This is a genomic window from Algoriphagus lutimaris (assembly GCF_017051705.1).
GTDB lineage: Bacteria > Bacteroidota > Bacteroidia > Cytophagales > Cyclobacteriaceae > Algoriphagus > Algoriphagus lutimaris.
On the sequence record NZ_JAFIDJ010000002.1, the window covers coordinates 1,167,929 to 1,185,053 of the forward strand.

The 17,125-nt window shown below is 38.3% G+C and carries 7 protein-coding genes; 5 read left to right on the forward strand and 2 right to left on the reverse strand.

Annotated features, from left to right (window positions below; all coding sequences use genetic code 11):
• Positions 1-24: 24 nt before the first annotated feature.
• The 3 genes from JYB62_RS15655 (at position 25) to JYB62_RS15665 (ending at position 3,982) form a co-directional block, all read left to right on the forward strand.
• Positions 25-1,224 carry an Lnb N-terminal periplasmic domain-containing protein gene (locus JYB62_RS15655; RefSeq protein WP_205646347.1) on the forward strand — a complete coding sequence of 400 codons (1,200 nt, stop codon included), beginning with the start codon at positions 25-27 and terminating at the stop codon, positions 1,222-1,224.
• 61 nt (positions 1,225-1,285) lie between these two features.
• Positions 1,286-3,328, forward strand: a complete 2,043-nt coding sequence (uvrB, locus tag JYB62_RS15660; RefSeq protein ID WP_205646348.1) for an excinuclease ABC subunit UvrB — start codon at positions 1,286-1,288, stop codon at positions 3,326-3,328.
• 18 nt (positions 3,329-3,346) lie between these two features.
• Positions 3,347-3,982: an AlbA family DNA-binding domain-containing protein gene (locus JYB62_RS15665; RefSeq protein ID WP_205646658.1), complete on the forward strand. Its 636-nt coding sequence runs from the start codon at positions 3,347-3,349 to the stop codon at positions 3,980-3,982.
• On the opposite strand, the gene JYB62_RS15670 is transcribed toward JYB62_RS15665, so the two are convergent.
• Positions 3,966-4,898 (reverse strand): 1-aminocyclopropane-1-carboxylate deaminase/D-cysteine desulfhydrase, encoded by a 933-nt coding sequence (locus tag JYB62_RS15670; protein ID WP_317194678.1) that lies wholly within the window; start codon positions 4,896-4,898, stop codon positions 3,966-3,968. The genes JYB62_RS15665 and JYB62_RS15670 overlap by 17 nt on opposite strands.
• Before the next feature lie 47 nt (positions 4,899-4,945).
• Here JYB62_RS15670 and JYB62_RS15675 point away from each other — a divergent pair, with 47 nt between their 5' ends.
• Together JYB62_RS15675 and JYB62_RS15680 are read left to right on the forward strand one after the other, a co-directional pair.
• Positions 4,946-5,980, forward strand: a complete 1,035-nt coding sequence (locus JYB62_RS15675) for an RluA family pseudouridine synthase (protein ID WP_205646349.1) — start codon at positions 4,946-4,948, stop codon at positions 5,978-5,980.
• Positions 5,981-7,062: 1,082 nt separating this feature from the next.
• Positions 7,063-11,415 (forward strand): hypothetical protein, encoded by a 4,353-nt coding sequence (locus JYB62_RS15680; protein ID WP_205646350.1) that lies wholly within the window; start codon positions 7,063-7,065, stop codon positions 11,413-11,415.
• 67 nt (positions 11,416-11,482) lie between these two features.
• Here JYB62_RS15680 and JYB62_RS20005 read toward each other — a convergent pair.
• Positions 11,483-17,125 (reverse strand): beta strand repeat-containing protein (locus JYB62_RS20005; protein WP_205646351.1); only part of this gene is annotated, 5,643 nt, incomplete at its 5' end.

A 17,125-nucleotide genomic window follows, 5' to 3' on the forward strand; every position in this document is an offset into this window, starting at 1 on the left:
AAAAGTGTAACTAATATAATAAAAATGAAATTGAAAAAGAAGTTCTTCTTCTACTTAATTCTTGGGTGTTTATTTGTGTTCGTTGGGAATTTACAAGGGATTGCTCAGCAATATCGGGTAAGTCTGCTCACTTGCGATCCGGGTGAGGAGATTTATAGTTCTTTTGGTCACAGTGCGATTCGAGTAGTTAATTTAGAAACTGGAAGGGATCAAGTTTATAATTATGGAACCTTTGATTTTAGAGCTCCCAACTTCGTATTAAAATTTGCAGGAGGTAGATTGGATTATTTTCTATCTGTTTCCACCTTCGATCGGTTTCTAGCAGAGTATAATTATTTTCAAAGATCCATGCGTGAAATGGAGTTTGATTTGAATCAGCAACAGAAGGTCGCCTTAGTTGAATTTTTAGAAATCAATTACCTTCCACAAAACAGAAGTTACCGATACGATTTTTTCTATGACAATTGTGCTACTCGGATTCGAGATGTAATAGAGACCATAGTTGGCGATCAGTTGATTTGGAATGATGAAAATCAAGAGCCTATTGAGAAGACATTCCGGCAATTGATTGATGAAAAGGTATTTTATATGCCTTGGTCTGACTTGGGGATAGATCTTGCTTTAGGATCTCGCCTCGATGTAGATGCCACTCCAAGAGAGGAGCAATTTCTTCCAGATTACATGGAACAGGCATTTTCCAGAGCTGAAATACAAGGTGATGGGCCCACACGACCTCTGGTAAAAAATGAACGAGTGATTCTTGATTTTGCTCCCAAAGAAAATTCATTGGGGTTATTTAATCCCTACCTTCTCTTTTGGATAATCGCCATAATTTTCACCGCAACTACTTTTATTGGGTTTAGGAAGAAAAGGCTTTTTATTGGTTTTGATCTCGTCTTTTTTGGAATCTTGGGGATTCTCGGTTTAGTCATCAGTTTACTTTGGATTGGATCGGATATTCCTTCTACCAAATGGAACTGGAATATTTTATGGGCTTTCCCTGGTCATTTAGCTTTAATCCCAGGTTTACTTTCAAAGTCTTTGAAGCCTTGGCTCAGAAACTACCTCTTGACTGCATTGGTATTAGCAGATGCTGCAGTGGTATTTTGGATTTTAGGTTGGCAATCTTTTCATCCTAGTTTGATTCCGATTATGTTAGTCATCATATTAAGGACTAATTATCTTTATTATAATGTGGCGCGTTATAAGATACCACTTGTCTGAAATATTCCAGCTGGAAAACTTTTAAGGGGTTTTTTACTGTTATAGGACTTAAGATTGAGCTATGGAATTTAAATTAACATCAGATTACTTACCCACAGGAGACCAACCGAAGGCAATTGAAAAGCTTACCGAAGGGGTGAATTCCGGTGAAAAGTCACAAGTGCTCTTAGGTGTAACAGGTTCAGGAAAAACATTTACGATTGCAAACCTCATTCAACAAGTACAGAAACCAACGCTTATACTTAGCCATAATAAGACCTTGGCTGCTCAGCTGTATGGTGAGTTCAAGCAGTTTTTTCCAGACAATGCAGTTGAATATTTTATTTCTTACTACGATTATTACCAGCCAGAGGCCTTTATTCCAAGCTCAGGTACTTATATAGAAAAAGATCTTTCTATAAACGATGAAATTGAAAAGCTTAGATTAAGTGCCACCTCCAGTTTACTTTCAGGAAGAAGAGATGTCATTGTCGTTGCTTCAGTGTCCTGTATTTATGGTATTGGTAATCCTGAGGAATTTGGTAAAAATGTGATTCGTCTCCAAGAAGGTGACCGCATACCGAGGAACCAATTGTTATTTAAATTGGTAGATATTCTCTATAGTAGAACCCAGCAAGATTTGACTCATGGCACTTTTCGTGTCAAAGGTGATACGGTTGATATTTTTGTAGCCTATGCTGATTTTGGTTATCGAATATTTTTTTGGGGTGATGAAATTGAAGCGATACAAAGAATTGATCCTGCTTCAGGGAAAAAGCTTTCTGATGAAAAAATCATTTCCATATTTCCGGCAAATTTATTTGTGACAGGAAAAGATACCATCAATACTGCCATTCATGAAATACAACATGACATGGTGGATCAAGTGAATTTCTTTGAAAAAGAAGGGAAATTCTTAGAGGCAAAACGCCTTCAAGAACGGACAGAATTTGATTTAGAAATGATTAGGGAACTTGGCTACTGTTCTGGGGTAGAAAATTACTCACGATATTTTGATCGAAGATTACCTGGTACAAGACCTTTCTGTTTGATCGATTATTTTCCTGATGATTTCCTGTTAGTGGTGGATGAAAGCCATGTCACTATCCCTCAAGTAAGAGCCATGTGGGGAGGAGATAGATCCCGTAAAGTCAATCTGGTAGATTTTGGGTTCAGATTACCTTCTGCCTTGGACAATAGACCACTAAAATTTGATGAATTTGAGGACTTGACCAATCAAATAGTTTATGTGTCTGCAACACCAGCAGATTATGAATTGTCACAAACGGAAGGTGTAGTGGTTGAACAGATCATTAGACCAACTGGGTTGTTGGATCCCACTATTGACGTAAGACCTAGCCAAAATCAAATTGATGATCTATTGGAGGAAATTGATCAGACGATCAAAAAAGAAGCACGTGTCCTAGTTACTACTTTGACCAAAAGAATGGCTGAAGAACTTCAAAAATACCTTGAGAGGGCTGGGGTCAAATCCAGGTACATCCATTCTGAAGTGAAAACATTGGACCGAGTTGAAATTCTAAGAGAATTGCGTCTTGGGATTTTTGATGTATTGGTAGGGGTAAATTTGCTTAGAGAAGGGCTGGATTTGCCTGAAGTATCTTTAGTCGCAATTTTGGATGCCGATAAAGAAGGTTTTTTGAGAAACGAAAGAAGTTTGGTGCAAACAATTGGTAGAGCAGCTAGAAATCAAGAGGGGCGCGTAATCATGTATGCGGATAAAATTACTCCTTCTATGCAAATGGCTATTGATGAAACTAAGAGAAGGAGAGCTATCCAGATGGAGTATAACGAGATAAATGGAATCACTCCAACTACCGTTATAAAATCGAGGGATAAGATTATGGGTCAGACAAAAGTGGCTGATTCGAAAAAGAATGCTAAAATCTATGTAGAGCCTATGCCTGGTGAAGGGATTATGGCAGCAGATCCAGTTGTTCAATATTTAAGCAAAGACAAACTGGAAAAGTTGATCCTGCAAACGCAAAAGCAGATGGAAAAGGCTGCAAAAGAACTAAACTTTATGGAGGCAGCCAGATTGAGAGATGAGTGGCAATCTCAAAAGAAGAGATTAGAGGAGCTATCAAGAGGCCCGGGAATTTGAAAATTACAGAAATAAATGATGACCCTTCAAGAGGTGAAAAGTCTTGCTGCAAAAGGGGAGGGCTTAAAAATAGAATTTAAAAAGAAGGCTGCTTATCCGGAAAAGATAGTCAGGGAATTTATTGCCTTAGCAAATACTGCTGGTGGGGTAGTGATGATAGGGGTAGATGATGACGGGACCGTTTCAGGTCAGCGATTTATTGAAGAAGAAGTTTATGTGATGGAAAAAGCAATAAAGGAATTGATCTTTCCAGCTCTTCAATATGAATTGTTTGTTCTACCCATTAATTCTAAAAAAGGAGTTGCTGTGTTTAAATTAGAGCAAAGTCAAAATCGTCCCCATTATTTAAAAATTGATAAGAAAAGACAGTCTTTTATCAGGGTGGAAGATAGAAGCGTGCAAGCGAGTATAGAAGTTTGGGAGATTTTGAAAAGGAGTAAAAATCCAAAGGATGTAGTTTTTACCTATGGTAGAAAGGAGGAGATTCTACTTAAATCTCTAGAAGAAAAACAAAGAATTTCAGTTCGGGAATTTTCTAAAATTGCCAAAATTCCAAAATTTTTAGCTTCCAAAACATTGGTGAGGTTGGTTTTGGCGAATGTATTGTTGATTCATCCACAAGAGTCTGATGATTATTTTACTTTGAAAGAGTAGGGAGTTTGATACCCGTTCTTTCGATGAAACCGAGATTTCCTTGAATGCCACCAGTATGAATTATTAAGATGGAGGAGCCTTTTGGAAAGTAATTGTTTTGGATTAAATCCCAGTTAGCAAAAGCGGTCTTCCCTGTATAAATTGGATCCAAGACTATACCAAATTCCTGATAAAACATCCAAATAAAATCGATTAACCCGGGCTTGTATTTCGCATATCCCCCAAAATGGTATCGGTCAAAAATTGTAAAAGAACCTTTTGGTTCGATTTTATAAAATTTAAGTAAATTCTGAATTTCTTGATGGATAAAAGTTCCTTTGAGCGAAGAGATTCCTATTAGGGATTGTTGCTTCTTGACCGTTTCAGCCAAGCCGGCTATAGTACCTCCCGTTCCAATGGCAGAAACTATATGAGTGAAGGTTTCATCTTCTGGTGTTAGGATTTCTTGAGTTCCTTTTATAGCAAGTTGATTTGTCCCTCCTTCTGGAACCAAATAAAAATCTCCAAACTGACGTTTCAGATCTGTTTGAAATTGCTCCTCAGTTTTTTTTCTATACTCTTCTCTCGAAACATAATGAAGATTCATTCCAAGAGATTGGGCCAATTCGAGCGTAGGGTTTAAAGGTTGAATATTTTCTCCTCTGATGACTCCAATAGCTACGAGCCCGGCTTTTTGTGCAGCAAATGCAGTAGCTGCAATATGATTTGAATAGGCACCACCAAATGTGAGTAGGGTTTGATGATGCTTGGATAGCGCTTCTTTTATATTATATTTTAATTTAAAATATTTGTTTCCAGATACTTGGGGATGAATCAAGTCTAATCTTTTGATGGAAAGCGTGACTCCTTTTTCCCGTAAAAGGGTGTGGTTTAGAGTCTGGTTCACAACATCGTTTGGAGTTAGCATTGGCTTCATTTTAGAGATATTGACAAAGTTAAGCTTGATCCTCCTATTTTTGCAGTATGAATATAAATCCTGAAGACGACTTCGAAGACGAGGAGGTTGAATTGTTTGAGCATTATCGGATTATTATTGACAAGGGGCAGACCCTCACTAGGATAGATAAATTCCTAAGCGATAAGATAGCTAATGCTACAAGAAATAAAGTTCAACAAGCCATCGATGCAGGCTCCATATTAGTCAATGGAAGTCCAACTAAGGCCAATTATAAAGTAAAGCCTTTGGATGATATTCGTGTCATGTTGGAGAAGCCTCCTAAGGAAACAGAAGTATATTCTGAAAACATTCCTTTGGACATAATATATGAGGACCCTTATTTATTGTTGGTAAATAAGCCTCCTGGGATGGTGGTGCATCCTGCGCATGGGAATTGGTCTGGAACCTTGGTGAATGGGCTTGTTTACTATTTTGAGAATCTTCCCGAGATGAAAGGTAATACGGGTAGACCTGGGTTGGTTCATAGGATTGACAAAGATACTTCTGGCCTTTTGGTAATAGCCAAAACAGAAGAGGCAATGACTAACCTTGCCAGCCAGTTTTTTCATCACACGATTGATAGAACATACATTGCCTTGGTTTGGGGCGAGCCGAATGAAGATGAAGGTACGATTACGGGGAATGTAGGAAGAAGTGCAAAAAATAGGAAGGTGATGGATGTGTTCCCTGAGGGAGAGCAAGGAAAACATGCAGTAACGCATTGGAAGGTTTTGAAGCGCTTACGATACGTCACATTAATCCAATGTAATTTAGAGACGGGACGGACACATCAGATTAGAGCACATATGAAATATCTAGGACATCCATTGTTCAATGATGCTATGTATGGAGGAGATAAAATCCGAAAGGGTACTCAATTTTCTAAATACAAGACCTTTGTCCAAAACTGTTTTGACTTAATGCCAAGACAAGCGCTTCATGCTCAATCTCTGGGTTTTATACATCCCATTACAAAGGAAAAGCTCCATTTTGAGGTTCCCCTTCCTCCAGATTTTCAATCTGTTTTAGAGAAGTGGGAGTCATATGTAAATTTTGAGTGATAGAAACTGATTTAAAATTCAAAAAATGCTTTAAAATATTGCTAAAACGACAAAAAAATCAGCGTTTTTAACTAAAAATGATAATTCCACTGATAAAGATTGAAAAATCGTTAAAATTATACCTTGATTCGCCTAATTAATTTACGAAATTATATTTTTTAATTCACATTATTAAAAATACTGTAAAAATTTGCTTTATTTTTTATATAATTTGCAAAAATAAGTTGAATGTGCCTATATTTGATTCATCAACAGAGATAAAAGATCTCTAGCGACACATACTGTAGGATGTTGAAATTGGCAGACAAGCCCTCCTGTCTCGGGGGTGGAGGTCATGGGATAAAGCATTTAGCGAGCTCGTAAATTTGCCTAACTACTCCGTGGAGGTTCGAATCCTTCTCCTACAGCAGGTTATTTTGGGTTTATTGTTAATTGACTAAAACCATGAAATTTTGTTTCATGGTTTTTTTTATGTCTATACTTTTTTTGGCATAGATTATCTTTTGTAATTAGATGTTTATACAATAGAATGAATTGGGGATTGAACCACTCGGAGAACATTGTCAAATTCATAAAATTTCATTCGAAAAAAACTTAAAAATTTTTGATATGGTAATAAAAATGACATAAAAATTAAATTAATGTAAAAAATAAAATAAAATATTATCAAAATTTTAATAAACCAATGGTATTTCTAATTTTGGGCAGTCAATTAAAAGAATTGAACAACAAAAACCCAAAAGTCTCATTAAGCATGATTGGATATTTTTTCACTTTTGCTTCATACCAGCTTGGGTCCTAATACATACAGCCGATATACCTATCTGTTCTCAAACCTATTAATACCTATTAATTTATTGTAGGATGTTGAAATTGGCAGACAAGCCCTCCTGTCTCGGGGGTGGGGAATCCAGAATAAAGCGTAATTCAACCGGACTATTGCCTAACTGCCTCGTGGAGGTTCGAATCCTTCTCCTACAGCAATAAAAGCAACACATTGTGTTGCTTTTTTCGTTTCAGCGAAAAAGAATACATGGTAAAATATCATTCATAATGGCTATTTTAGGTCAAAATTACCTTTAATGTCAGAAAAAGTACATCATACTAAATCAGCTCATCCATTTAGGAAAAAATTACTGAAATGGGTAATGATTGCTTTTTTAGGACTACTATTTTTAGAATTTATTTTCTATTTCGGTTCTAATTTGTTGCTGTCTAATTGGGCAAGAAACAAAATTAACGAATCAACTGATGATGTTTATCAGATTGAATTCAACCGAATTAATTTTTCTCTTATTCGAAGGGGCGTTTTTTTGGATGGAATAATTATGAAGCCTGTTGAGGGTGTAGTTGCCAAACCAGGGCAGACATTATTTGCTTTTACACTGGATGAATTGGCATTTAAAGGGCTCTGGTATAGTTTTTCAGAAAATATATTTTACATAGGCAAATTGGAGTTTGACAATCCTAATATTAGTATGGATTTACCAGAGGATAGGTCTGGAAATTTGCAACAAGTGGATTCTGCAAAAATTGATAAAGAATCTCCAGTCAATGAACTGGAGGAGGAAGTGAAAAAGAGTATTGAAAATATGAAATTGAATGCGTTGGTAGTCCGAACATTGGAAATCAACCATGCTGATTTGTTTTTTCTAAATTTTTTAAGTCAAAGTTCCTTAGAAGCAAACAATACCAAATTACTTGTCAGGGACATTAATTTGACTACACAAGAGGAGTGGGAAACTCCTTTTAATGCAAGGGGGTTTGAATTTGATTTAGAAAATGTACTATTTCCTTTACCTGATGATGTTCATAAGATTACTGCAGATAAGGTCTTTATCAGTTCTTTGACCAATCAGGTTGACCTTCGGAATTTTGAATTGTCTGGGGATAAAAATAAGGAAAGCAAGGCCTACTACTCTGCAAAACTGAATGCGTTGCGGATAGGAAATGTAGATTTAAATCAAGCGTTCATGACCTCAAGACTTTTAATAGACGAAATTGTCATGGAGGATCCTCTTTTTAAAGTAGAGAGGGTATTTAAAGCAGATAAAGACAGTACTTCTACGGGTGATTTGAATGAGCTGATTGATGGGGTATTAGAATCAATTTATGTAAAGGAGCTTTCTATCAATGATGGCAAGTTCGTTACCTCCAATGCGATTGACACCTTAAAAAATAGAATTGACATTGAAGGTTTGGACTTTAAAATGATTGAATTCTATTTAGGAAATGATGAATCAAAAAAGCAAAACCAATTTTTTTATGGAGAAGATGCATCCATGGAAATCAGAGATGCAAGCTTGTATTTGTCAGATGAAGTTCATTTGATCAGGGGTGAAAAAATTAGTGTTTCTTCATTCAAGGATGAAATAGAGATTGATAATGTCAGTTTTCAGCCAAGGGAAGGGGCTCTTCAGGAAAAAGACCCAGACCAAATCATACGAATTTTTCTGCCTAAAGTAGCCTTGACCAAAGCAAACCTGAAATTATTATATAATGAAAGGAAGTTTGAAATGGATGAATTGATGCTCAATTCTCCTCAAGTGGAATTCGTAGAACTTCGGAAAAAGAAAAACCAACCCTCCCAAAACGTTACTATAAAGGATTTATTGGAAGGGTACCTTACTGATGTGAAAATAGGAAAGCTTGATTTAAATGATGGGGAGGTTCAATTTAAAAATGAAGCTGGAGAAAGAACTAATGATATTGGGTTTGAAAGGTTTAGTCTAGAATTAGATGAGGTGTTTTTTCAACCTAATTCTACCAAATCAATCAGTGAATTCCTATTTGCAAAAGATGTGGTCCTTAGTTTGGAGAAATATCGTTTAAAACTTCGGGATAATCTTCATGAGTTTAAAGCTGATCATGTGACCATTGATTCAAAAGACTCTCTTTTGTCTATCAATGGCTTAAGTATTAGTCCTGAAAACCCGAATCAAGTCCAGCAAGTATTGGACGACTATGGCAAAAGCGTGATTCTTGATATTCGAATTCCTGAGTTTAGGGCTGAAGGTTTTAATATGAGAGCTGCATTCGAGGAGGAAAAGTTAATAATTCAACAAATTTTGATTCCTGAACCTGAACTGTTCATGTCCAGGTTTAGAAAAAAGCGGAGCTCAAATTCATCAGCCTCTTTAGAGTCCAGCGTTGAAATCAAGAACTTACTCACTTCATATTTTAATGTAATAGAAATTGATTCTCTGAGCTTTTCAGAAGGAATAATAAAATATGAGAATTTCTCTGGTCCTAAGGATATTGCTTTTCAGGAGGACAATTTATCCTTAAAACTGAAAGGATTTTATGTGGATAATACTGGATATGAAAGAGAAGGCGATAGAACTTTTTTCTCTGAAGAAATCGATCTTAGGTTAAAAAATTATGCTTTTGATCTTGCCGGAGGAAATTATCGAGCCACCACCAATAATTTAAGTTTCAACTCAATTGACCAATCAATCATTATTGATAGTTTAAAGCTGGTCCCCGGTCCGGACTTGGAAAATAAGCTTGCTCTTTCTTTAGACTTGCCTCAAGTGACATTCAATGGGGTGGATATTGAATCATTCCTTTTTGAAAATGTTCTTGATCTGAATAAATTAAAGGTGATGGGAGGGAGAATCAATATTGAAATTGATAAAGATTATGAACAGCAAGAGAAAGAGGAAAATGAGCAGAAAAAATCTCTACCAAAATCGATTGAATTGATTAAAATCGATTCAATTGAAGCAGTAAATTCCACATTGGGAATCAATTTTCGTTCTGGAACCAATGAAGCTCAGTCCATTCAAACAAATTTTGATCTAGGTATTCTTGGATTCAATTTTGATTCTACAGCGAATACCAAAGAAGATTTATCTGGCCTTTTTTCCGAAATAAACTTATCACTTCAGGATTTTTCTTTTGCGCTACCAGATAGTATTCATACGATCCAGTTTTCTAGTGTCAACGTGGATAATTCAGTAGATGCAACTATTTTTTCCAATTTTCAAGTAATTCCAAAGAGTACAACGATTGGTCCTGGATCCCCCATTGTTTCTGCAAGAATTGAACGTCTATCTCTTCAAAATAATACCTTAAAAGAAATCCAGGAGACCGGGATTTTTGACATGACTAAACTATCATTGGTAAATCCAGTAATTGACATTTACTTGGATTCTGCAGAAAAAGTAGTAAAGCCTAAACCTGCTAAACCAAAAAATAAAGAGGGGTTAATTCAAACAGTTCTTTTGCAGGATATTCTTGTTCAAAATGGCAAATTTACGCTATACAACAAGGAAATAGGTCCCATTGAACACTTGGCTTTTGATGGAGTAAATGTAGAATTAGCGGAACTGAACTTTAATTTGATAGGAAAGGATCAAAAGATAAATCCACAGTTTCTACTAGAAAAAGACCATAGTTTATCGTTGACAAACTACGTGTATTATAGTTCCGATAGTCTCAATAGAATTGACATCGGAAAGCTTAGTTTGCTGGATGATGATCTAATAGTGGAGGATATCAAAATGGGGCCGACTATTGGGAGGTATAATTATTTAAACCAACAAGGTTTCCAATCTGATGCGATCGATGCAGAAGTAAAGAAGGTCACCTTATTGAATATTGATTTTAACGAGTATTTTCTGAATAGCAAATTAAAAGCCCAAGGTTTAATTTTGGATAGCTTGAGCTTAGATGTGTTTAGAGATAAGCGTTTGCCCTTAAAGGAAGGTGTCTACAAACCTATGCCGCAAGCTTTGATGAGAAATTCACCCATTGATTTGGAGGTTGATTCAGTGAAAGTGAACGGTGGTCTAATTAGGTATGAAGAGTTTGGCCCCAAGTCCATGCTACCTGGGATGATTTCTTTTAATCAAGTTGATGCAAAATTGGCCCCTTTTATTTTAAGGAGGAGTGAGCAGGATTATCCGGTTAAGAATACGAAATTACATGTTACCAGCAAATTGATGGGGCAAGGGGATGTTCAGTTAGATGCAACATTATTTTATGAAGATCCCTATCCAATGGAAGTAGATATCTCATTGGGAGAATTAGATTTGACGACTTTAAATAATATGCTTACAAGAGGAGTATTTGTCAGGGTATTATATGGTAGAGTCACAGATGGGAAATGGAATTTTAAGGTAAATGACGATGTGGCAAGAGGGAAGATGAATTTTCATTATGAGGATTTGAAGGTTGAATTTTTGGATAGTTTGACCTTGGAGCGTGGCACAGGGAAGCTCAACTTAATGACCTTTATTGCAAACACGATAACCAAGAATTCTAATCCTCGAAAATTTTTCAATAAACGAGTGACGGCCACAATTTATAATGAGCGGGATAAATCCAAATTCATTTTTGGAGGATGGTGGAGAGCCACATTTAGTGGACTAAAAGGAAGTCTAGGTTTGGGGCAGGCAAAGGAGCCAAAGCGAAGGGAAGAAGAAGAGTAAAATCTGCGTTCGAGTCAAAAAAATCCCCCTTTGATCAAGTAGATCAAAGGGGGATTTTTTAAAGGGATTATTTCCTTATTAATTTGAGTTGTTCACTTTGATCTCCCCAAATAAGTTGGACGATATGCATTCCAGAGATGGCTGTTTCCAAATAGGAATTTACAGCCTGGTTTACCTCTTCGACAGAATTAGCAGAATAACTAACATTAATTCCTCTTACATCTGAAATCCTAACGATGATTGGTTCATCTTGGTAATTGGACGGATTGATTAAACCAACTGTAACGTTCGATCTAAGTTCACTAGGGTTAGGATAAATGATCCAATTGGACTCACCTTTCAAACTTGGAACCTGAATAGCTCTAGTGACACTATAAGTAAACGTGTCTTCAAAATCCACTTGCTTCAATCGATAGAAAATATTTCCTCCATAAGCTGGGAGTTGAGTATCTGTAAAGGTATAATCAGTTTGGCTATCCTTATATCCTTGACCTGCTACTTCTCCTATTTTTTCCCAATTGTCGGCGTTTCCTATGGATCTTTCTATTTCGAATCTGGCATTTGCCCATTCCTTAGAGGTTGCCCAAGATAATTGGCCATTACGATTGACTTCATCAAACTTCGCTTCAAAATAGAGGTACTCAACTTGGAGGATTTTGAAGTTGAGATAAGTAATATAGACTACTCCTGATCCTCCATTTCCTCCTCCCAAAGTGCCTGCGCCACCACCTGAACCAGTAAAAATAGTTCCATCGCTACCTGGTCCATTATCTGCAGCTGTTCCACCGAGAATTACACCATTTACCTCACCACCAAGACCTGGAGTATTTGGTTCTCCATTAAAATTAAATCCAATTCCTCCTCCACCGGCACCATAACCTTGAGTAACTCCACCCAATACAAAAGAGCTGCCTTCTCCTCCATCTCCAGCTTTAGACTGACCTACACCAGCTCCACCTCCGGGACCACCTGATAGGCCAGCTCCGCCACCTCCACCGCCTCCCCGGGCATGGTTTGATTGCTGGCCTCTACCGCCATTACCTCCACTATTTCCTTGCCCAGGTATACCGGCTCCACCAATACCTGGAGTATCTAGGGCTTGATCACTGTATGCACCACCTCCTCCGGATGCCCCATCAGCTCCATTCAAATTATTAAAAGATCCTCCTCCCCCGCCACCAAGGGCAGTAAGGCTTATTGAAATTGGACCATTTGGATCCGAAATAGATGAAGTTACTGTAGTGCTTCCTCCATTTCCTCCTTTTACATTGACTGTGGATGCTCCATTTCCACCTTGTCCTACTTGGATATTTATTGAGTTGCCTGAAGATATGCCATATGGGTCTGTACTTGTGACTGTGGTTGAGTTAATACCACCGCCACCGCCTCCACCGGCAGTAGGCCCCATTCCACCACCTCCGCCACCTCCAACGGCAAAAATTGAAAACTCAACCAAACCTTCAGGTATTTCCCAACTATCATTACAATTGAACCTAATAACAGTTTCTCCTGACTTTGCACCATCATCTATGATCTCAAAACAATCATTATCATTTGGATCAGGACAAGAATATGAAATTATCACTTCTCCATTAGTACCAGGACCTCCTCCACCAGTAACATAAATTAGACTTGTTGATAAAGGATCTGGGTCAGAGGAATCTCTCGTTATATAGGTGTCTCTTTCCGCACCTGTACCCCCTCCCTCACCAATAAAAATACCTAAGACTTCCCCTGGAGTTACTGGAATTGTAACTAAATCCGTTTGGCCAGAAGTTCCTCCCCCAGTAGCTTGTATAGTGATTTCATAAATTCCTGCAGGCACATAAAAAGTCCCATCTTGATCAAATGTTGCCCCACAGACACTGAAATAAGCAACATTATTTTGAGTCAAGGGGATATCACATACGTCAGTAACTTTTTGAATGGACTTGACTGTGATTGTATAAACATCTACGTCAAGATTTGTCAATGGGATGGTTGGAAATACTCCTCTTCCGTCTGTTACAGAAAATGGAGCCGAAGTTTCTTCGGTAGGAGGTGGAGTTCCATCATCGAGCTCATAAGTAACTATATATTGACCATTTGGAAGTGTAGTTGGGTTTCCATTTATTATAATCCTTGCTTGACCACCTGTAGTAGTTGCAGAAACAGCTGAAATAGAAGTCAATTGATAGGTTGGCGTGACATCAATTGTTCCTGTTGCTTCTAATCCGCTTATACAGTTTCCATTTAATGGAATGGAATAAGAATATAAACCAGGTACAGCTCCAGTAACATCGCCTGAAAATTCAATTAATCCGGTTGAGGCGTCAAAGTTAGCTGAAACTCCTAATGGTAAACCTGTTGGAGTACCTATTGAAGTAACTCCAGTCGTAGGTTGAGTAAAAGTTTGGAGAATTGGCGAGCTGATACAAACAGATGGGAAAGAATTAGAAGTAGGTCCTACTGTTGCCAAGGCTTCCACGTCTGTGGTAGAGGAGGCAGGAGAAGCTGCACTACATCCGGTACTACCATTTGAGTAACTTACCTCTACTGTTTTTGATCCGTCAGAAAGCCAAATTATACTCACTGTATGATCAGAGGAGCTTATTCCACCCGCGGTAATTGTGTAATCAGTTCCTGCAACTCCAGGAATACTCCAAGTGTAATTTGCTTGACCAGATTGGGTAGTGTAAGTTACTTCTTCTATTTCAGCACAAATTTCTATTCCAGGGGAACTTGTAAATGTAGGAACCGGTAAAGGATCAACTTTGACAATATACGTAGCAAACGGACCTGAACATCCATTTGCAAGAGGAGTTATGGTATAGGTTACTGTACCTTGGGAACTTCCAGAATTAATAATTGTCTCTACTGGAATAGGTCCCGTTCCACTTGTTGCAAACCCACTAACATCAGAAGAACCAGAAGCGGTCCAAGAAAATGTGGTGTTTAAAACGTCAGAGGTTAAGTCAACCTGAGAAGTATTTTCGCCTGAACAAATCGTTTGTTCAAGTATTGTGTTGGTTACTGTAGGAGTGGGATTTACATAAATGGTATAGTCCAAAGGAGGCCCAGAACATCCATTTGAAATTGGTGTAATTTCAAAAGTAACAAATCCCTGAGTAGGTCCAGTTGTGCTAATTGTTTGGGGTAATAGAGCCCCTGTACCACTTGGTGCAAACCCAGAAACTCCGCTAGATGAAGTAACTATCCAATCAAAAGTTGTCCCATTAACTGAAGATGTAAAATCAACTTGTGTACTGGTACCTCCAGAACAAATGGTTTGATCCGTATTGGTATTGGTAACTGTGGGGATTGGATTAACCTGTACCGTGTATGTAGCAATAGGTCCATTACAACTATTGGCAGTTGGAGTAATTTCATAGGTCACTGTGCCAGGGCTATCTCCAGAGTTCGAAATTGTTTGAACTGGAATTGGACCAGTTCCACTAGCCGCAAATCCAGATATTCCGTTTGTTGCAGAAGCTGTCCAAGAAAAAGTTGTTCCAGCTACAGTAGAATTAAGGTCCACTTGAGTGGTGTTATCTCCAGAACAGATGGTTTGAGTTAATGAGGTATTTGAAACTTCAGGAAGTGGGTCTACATATACAGTATAGTTTATTGCAGGGCCCACACATCCATTTGCAGATGGAGTGATTGTAAATACAACTGAGCCTTGTGTTTGCTCAGAATTTGATAATGTTTGGATAGGGATATTTCCGGCTCCACTTGTAGAATGGCCAGTTATTCCAGCTGAAGCAGTGGCAGTCCAAGAGAATGTGGTTCCTGATACGGCTGAAGTCAAAATAACTTCTGAAATATTTTCACCATAGCAAATAGTTTGTTCTAAGTTCGTATTTGTTACGGTTGGAATGGGATTCACTGTTATTGGTCCTGAAACAGAAGATATATCATCTGGACCACAATCACTTTGGACAACCACAAAGTAATAATATGTTCCTAATACCGCTGGAGGAGTAAATGTTTCAGAATTTGTACCTATTGCAGTAATATTTCCAGTGGTTGTGGAGTTTTGATCATTTTGATACCATTGATAACTTAAGGTGCCTGTACCAGTTGCAGTTATAGATAATGGGTTTAAGTTGGATCCATCACAAACTGTCTGTGCATTTAGATCTTCATCAGTGATTTCTGTCAATGGGGTCACTATAAATGCACCCGAAACTGATGTCGGTACAGTACCGCAGTTACTTGAGGCTGTTGCATAATAATACAATGTTCCAACAGCAGAGGAAGAAGGAGTAAAGTTGGGATCTGTTGCGCCTGGAATTAAAGTTCCTCCTGAGTTGGATGGAGCAGTATTACTATACCATTGGTAACTAACATCCCCCTCTCCTGAAGCCAAAATATTTAGATCGGGAAAAGAGCCTCCTTGACAAGTTGTTTCTTCGGCAGTAGATGGATTAATATCAATAACTGTGATCGGTGGATTTACTCGATATTCACCCGAGAGTTCAGACACAACGGTTCCACAAAAACCTGTAACAACAACATAGTAGTAGTTAATTCCTTCTGGTGTAGATGGAGGGGTAAAAGAACTGGATGTCGCACCTGGAACTATTGTTCCAGGATTAGCGGCAATATCAGAATTATCTGGTTTTGCATACCATTGGTAGGTTAGGTCTCCTCCAACGGCATTAATTGTGAGTGGAATATCAAAACCATCTCCAAAGCATTCCACATCTCCTGTAGTATCCGGCTGAACGGTAATGGCAGTAATTGGATTTACAGTAACAGTCAAAGTAAAGTCAGGCCCTTGGCATCCTCCAGAAGTTGGAGTTACCGTATAGGTAGCAGTCTGAGGAGTGTTTGTGGGATTGGTAAGAGTTCCAGTGATTGAATTTCCACTATCGTCTGAGCCACCAGTTAATCCACCTGTTACAGAGCTCAGTACCCAATCATAAGTGGTTCCAGCAGGCACGATTCCGTCTACTCCATCAGTTGGGGTAAGAGAAAAAGAGTCTCCGGTACAAATGTCCAAAGTTAGGTCATCGATGGTTGCGATAGGATCAACAGTTACGGTCACCGTAAAATCGGGCCCCACACATCCATTGGAGGTTGGTGTAACGGTATAAGTAGCTGTTTGAGAAGAGCTGGTAGTATTTGTTAAGGTTCCTGAAATGTTGTTTCCACTACCTGAAACACCACCTGTCAAACCAGCAGAAATCACAGGGGCATCCCATGAATAAGTAGTGCCGGCTGGAATAATGCCATCAATACCATCTGTAGGTGTTACTGTGAATAAATCCCCGCTACAAACAGTTTCGGTCATGTCTGTAACATCGGCTTTTGGACTTACTGTCACAGTAACCGTGAAAGTTTCATCGGAGCAAGTTCCTGAACTAGGAGTTACCTCGTAAGTAGCCGTCTGTGTGGAATTTGTTGGGTTTGTTAATGTGCCAGTAATAGAGTTTCCGCTTCCTGCAGTACCACCAGTAAGACCACCAGTTACTGTAGGAGCTCCCCATATATAAGTAGTTCCAGCTGGGACAATACCATTGGTTCCATTGATGGGAGTAATGTTAAAGTTTTCTTCACTACAAACATTCTCTGTGATATCGGAGATATTAGGCCCGGGATTTACAGTAACAGTCAAAGTAAAGTCAGGCCCTTGGCATCCTCCAGAAGTTGGAGTTACCGTATAGGTAGCAGTCTGAGGAGTGTTTGTGGGATTGGTAAGAGTTCCAGTGATTGAATTTCCACT

Coding starts and splice junctions, on each gene's coding strand:
- JYB62_RS15655 (WP_205646347.1), top strand. CDS start 25: ATGAAATTGAAAAAGAAGTTCTTCTTCTACTTAATTCTTGGGTGTTTA.
- JYB62_RS15665 (WP_205646658.1), top strand. CDS start 3,347: ATGACCCTTCAAGAGGTGAAAAGTCTTGCTGCAAAAGGGGAGGGCTTA.
- uvrB (WP_205646348.1), top strand. CDS start 1,286: ATGGAATTTAAATTAACATCAGATTACTTACCCACAGGAGACCAACCG.
- JYB62_RS15675 (WP_205646349.1), top strand. CDS start 4,946: ATGAATATAAATCCTGAAGACGACTTCGAAGACGAGGAGGTTGAATTG.
- JYB62_RS15670 (WP_317194678.1), bottom strand. CDS start 4,898: ATGAAGCCAATGCTAACTCCAAACGATGTTGTGAACCAGACTCTAAAC.
- JYB62_RS15680 (WP_205646350.1), top strand. CDS start 7,063: ATGTCAGAAAAAGTACATCATACTAAATCAGCTCATCCATTTAGGAAA.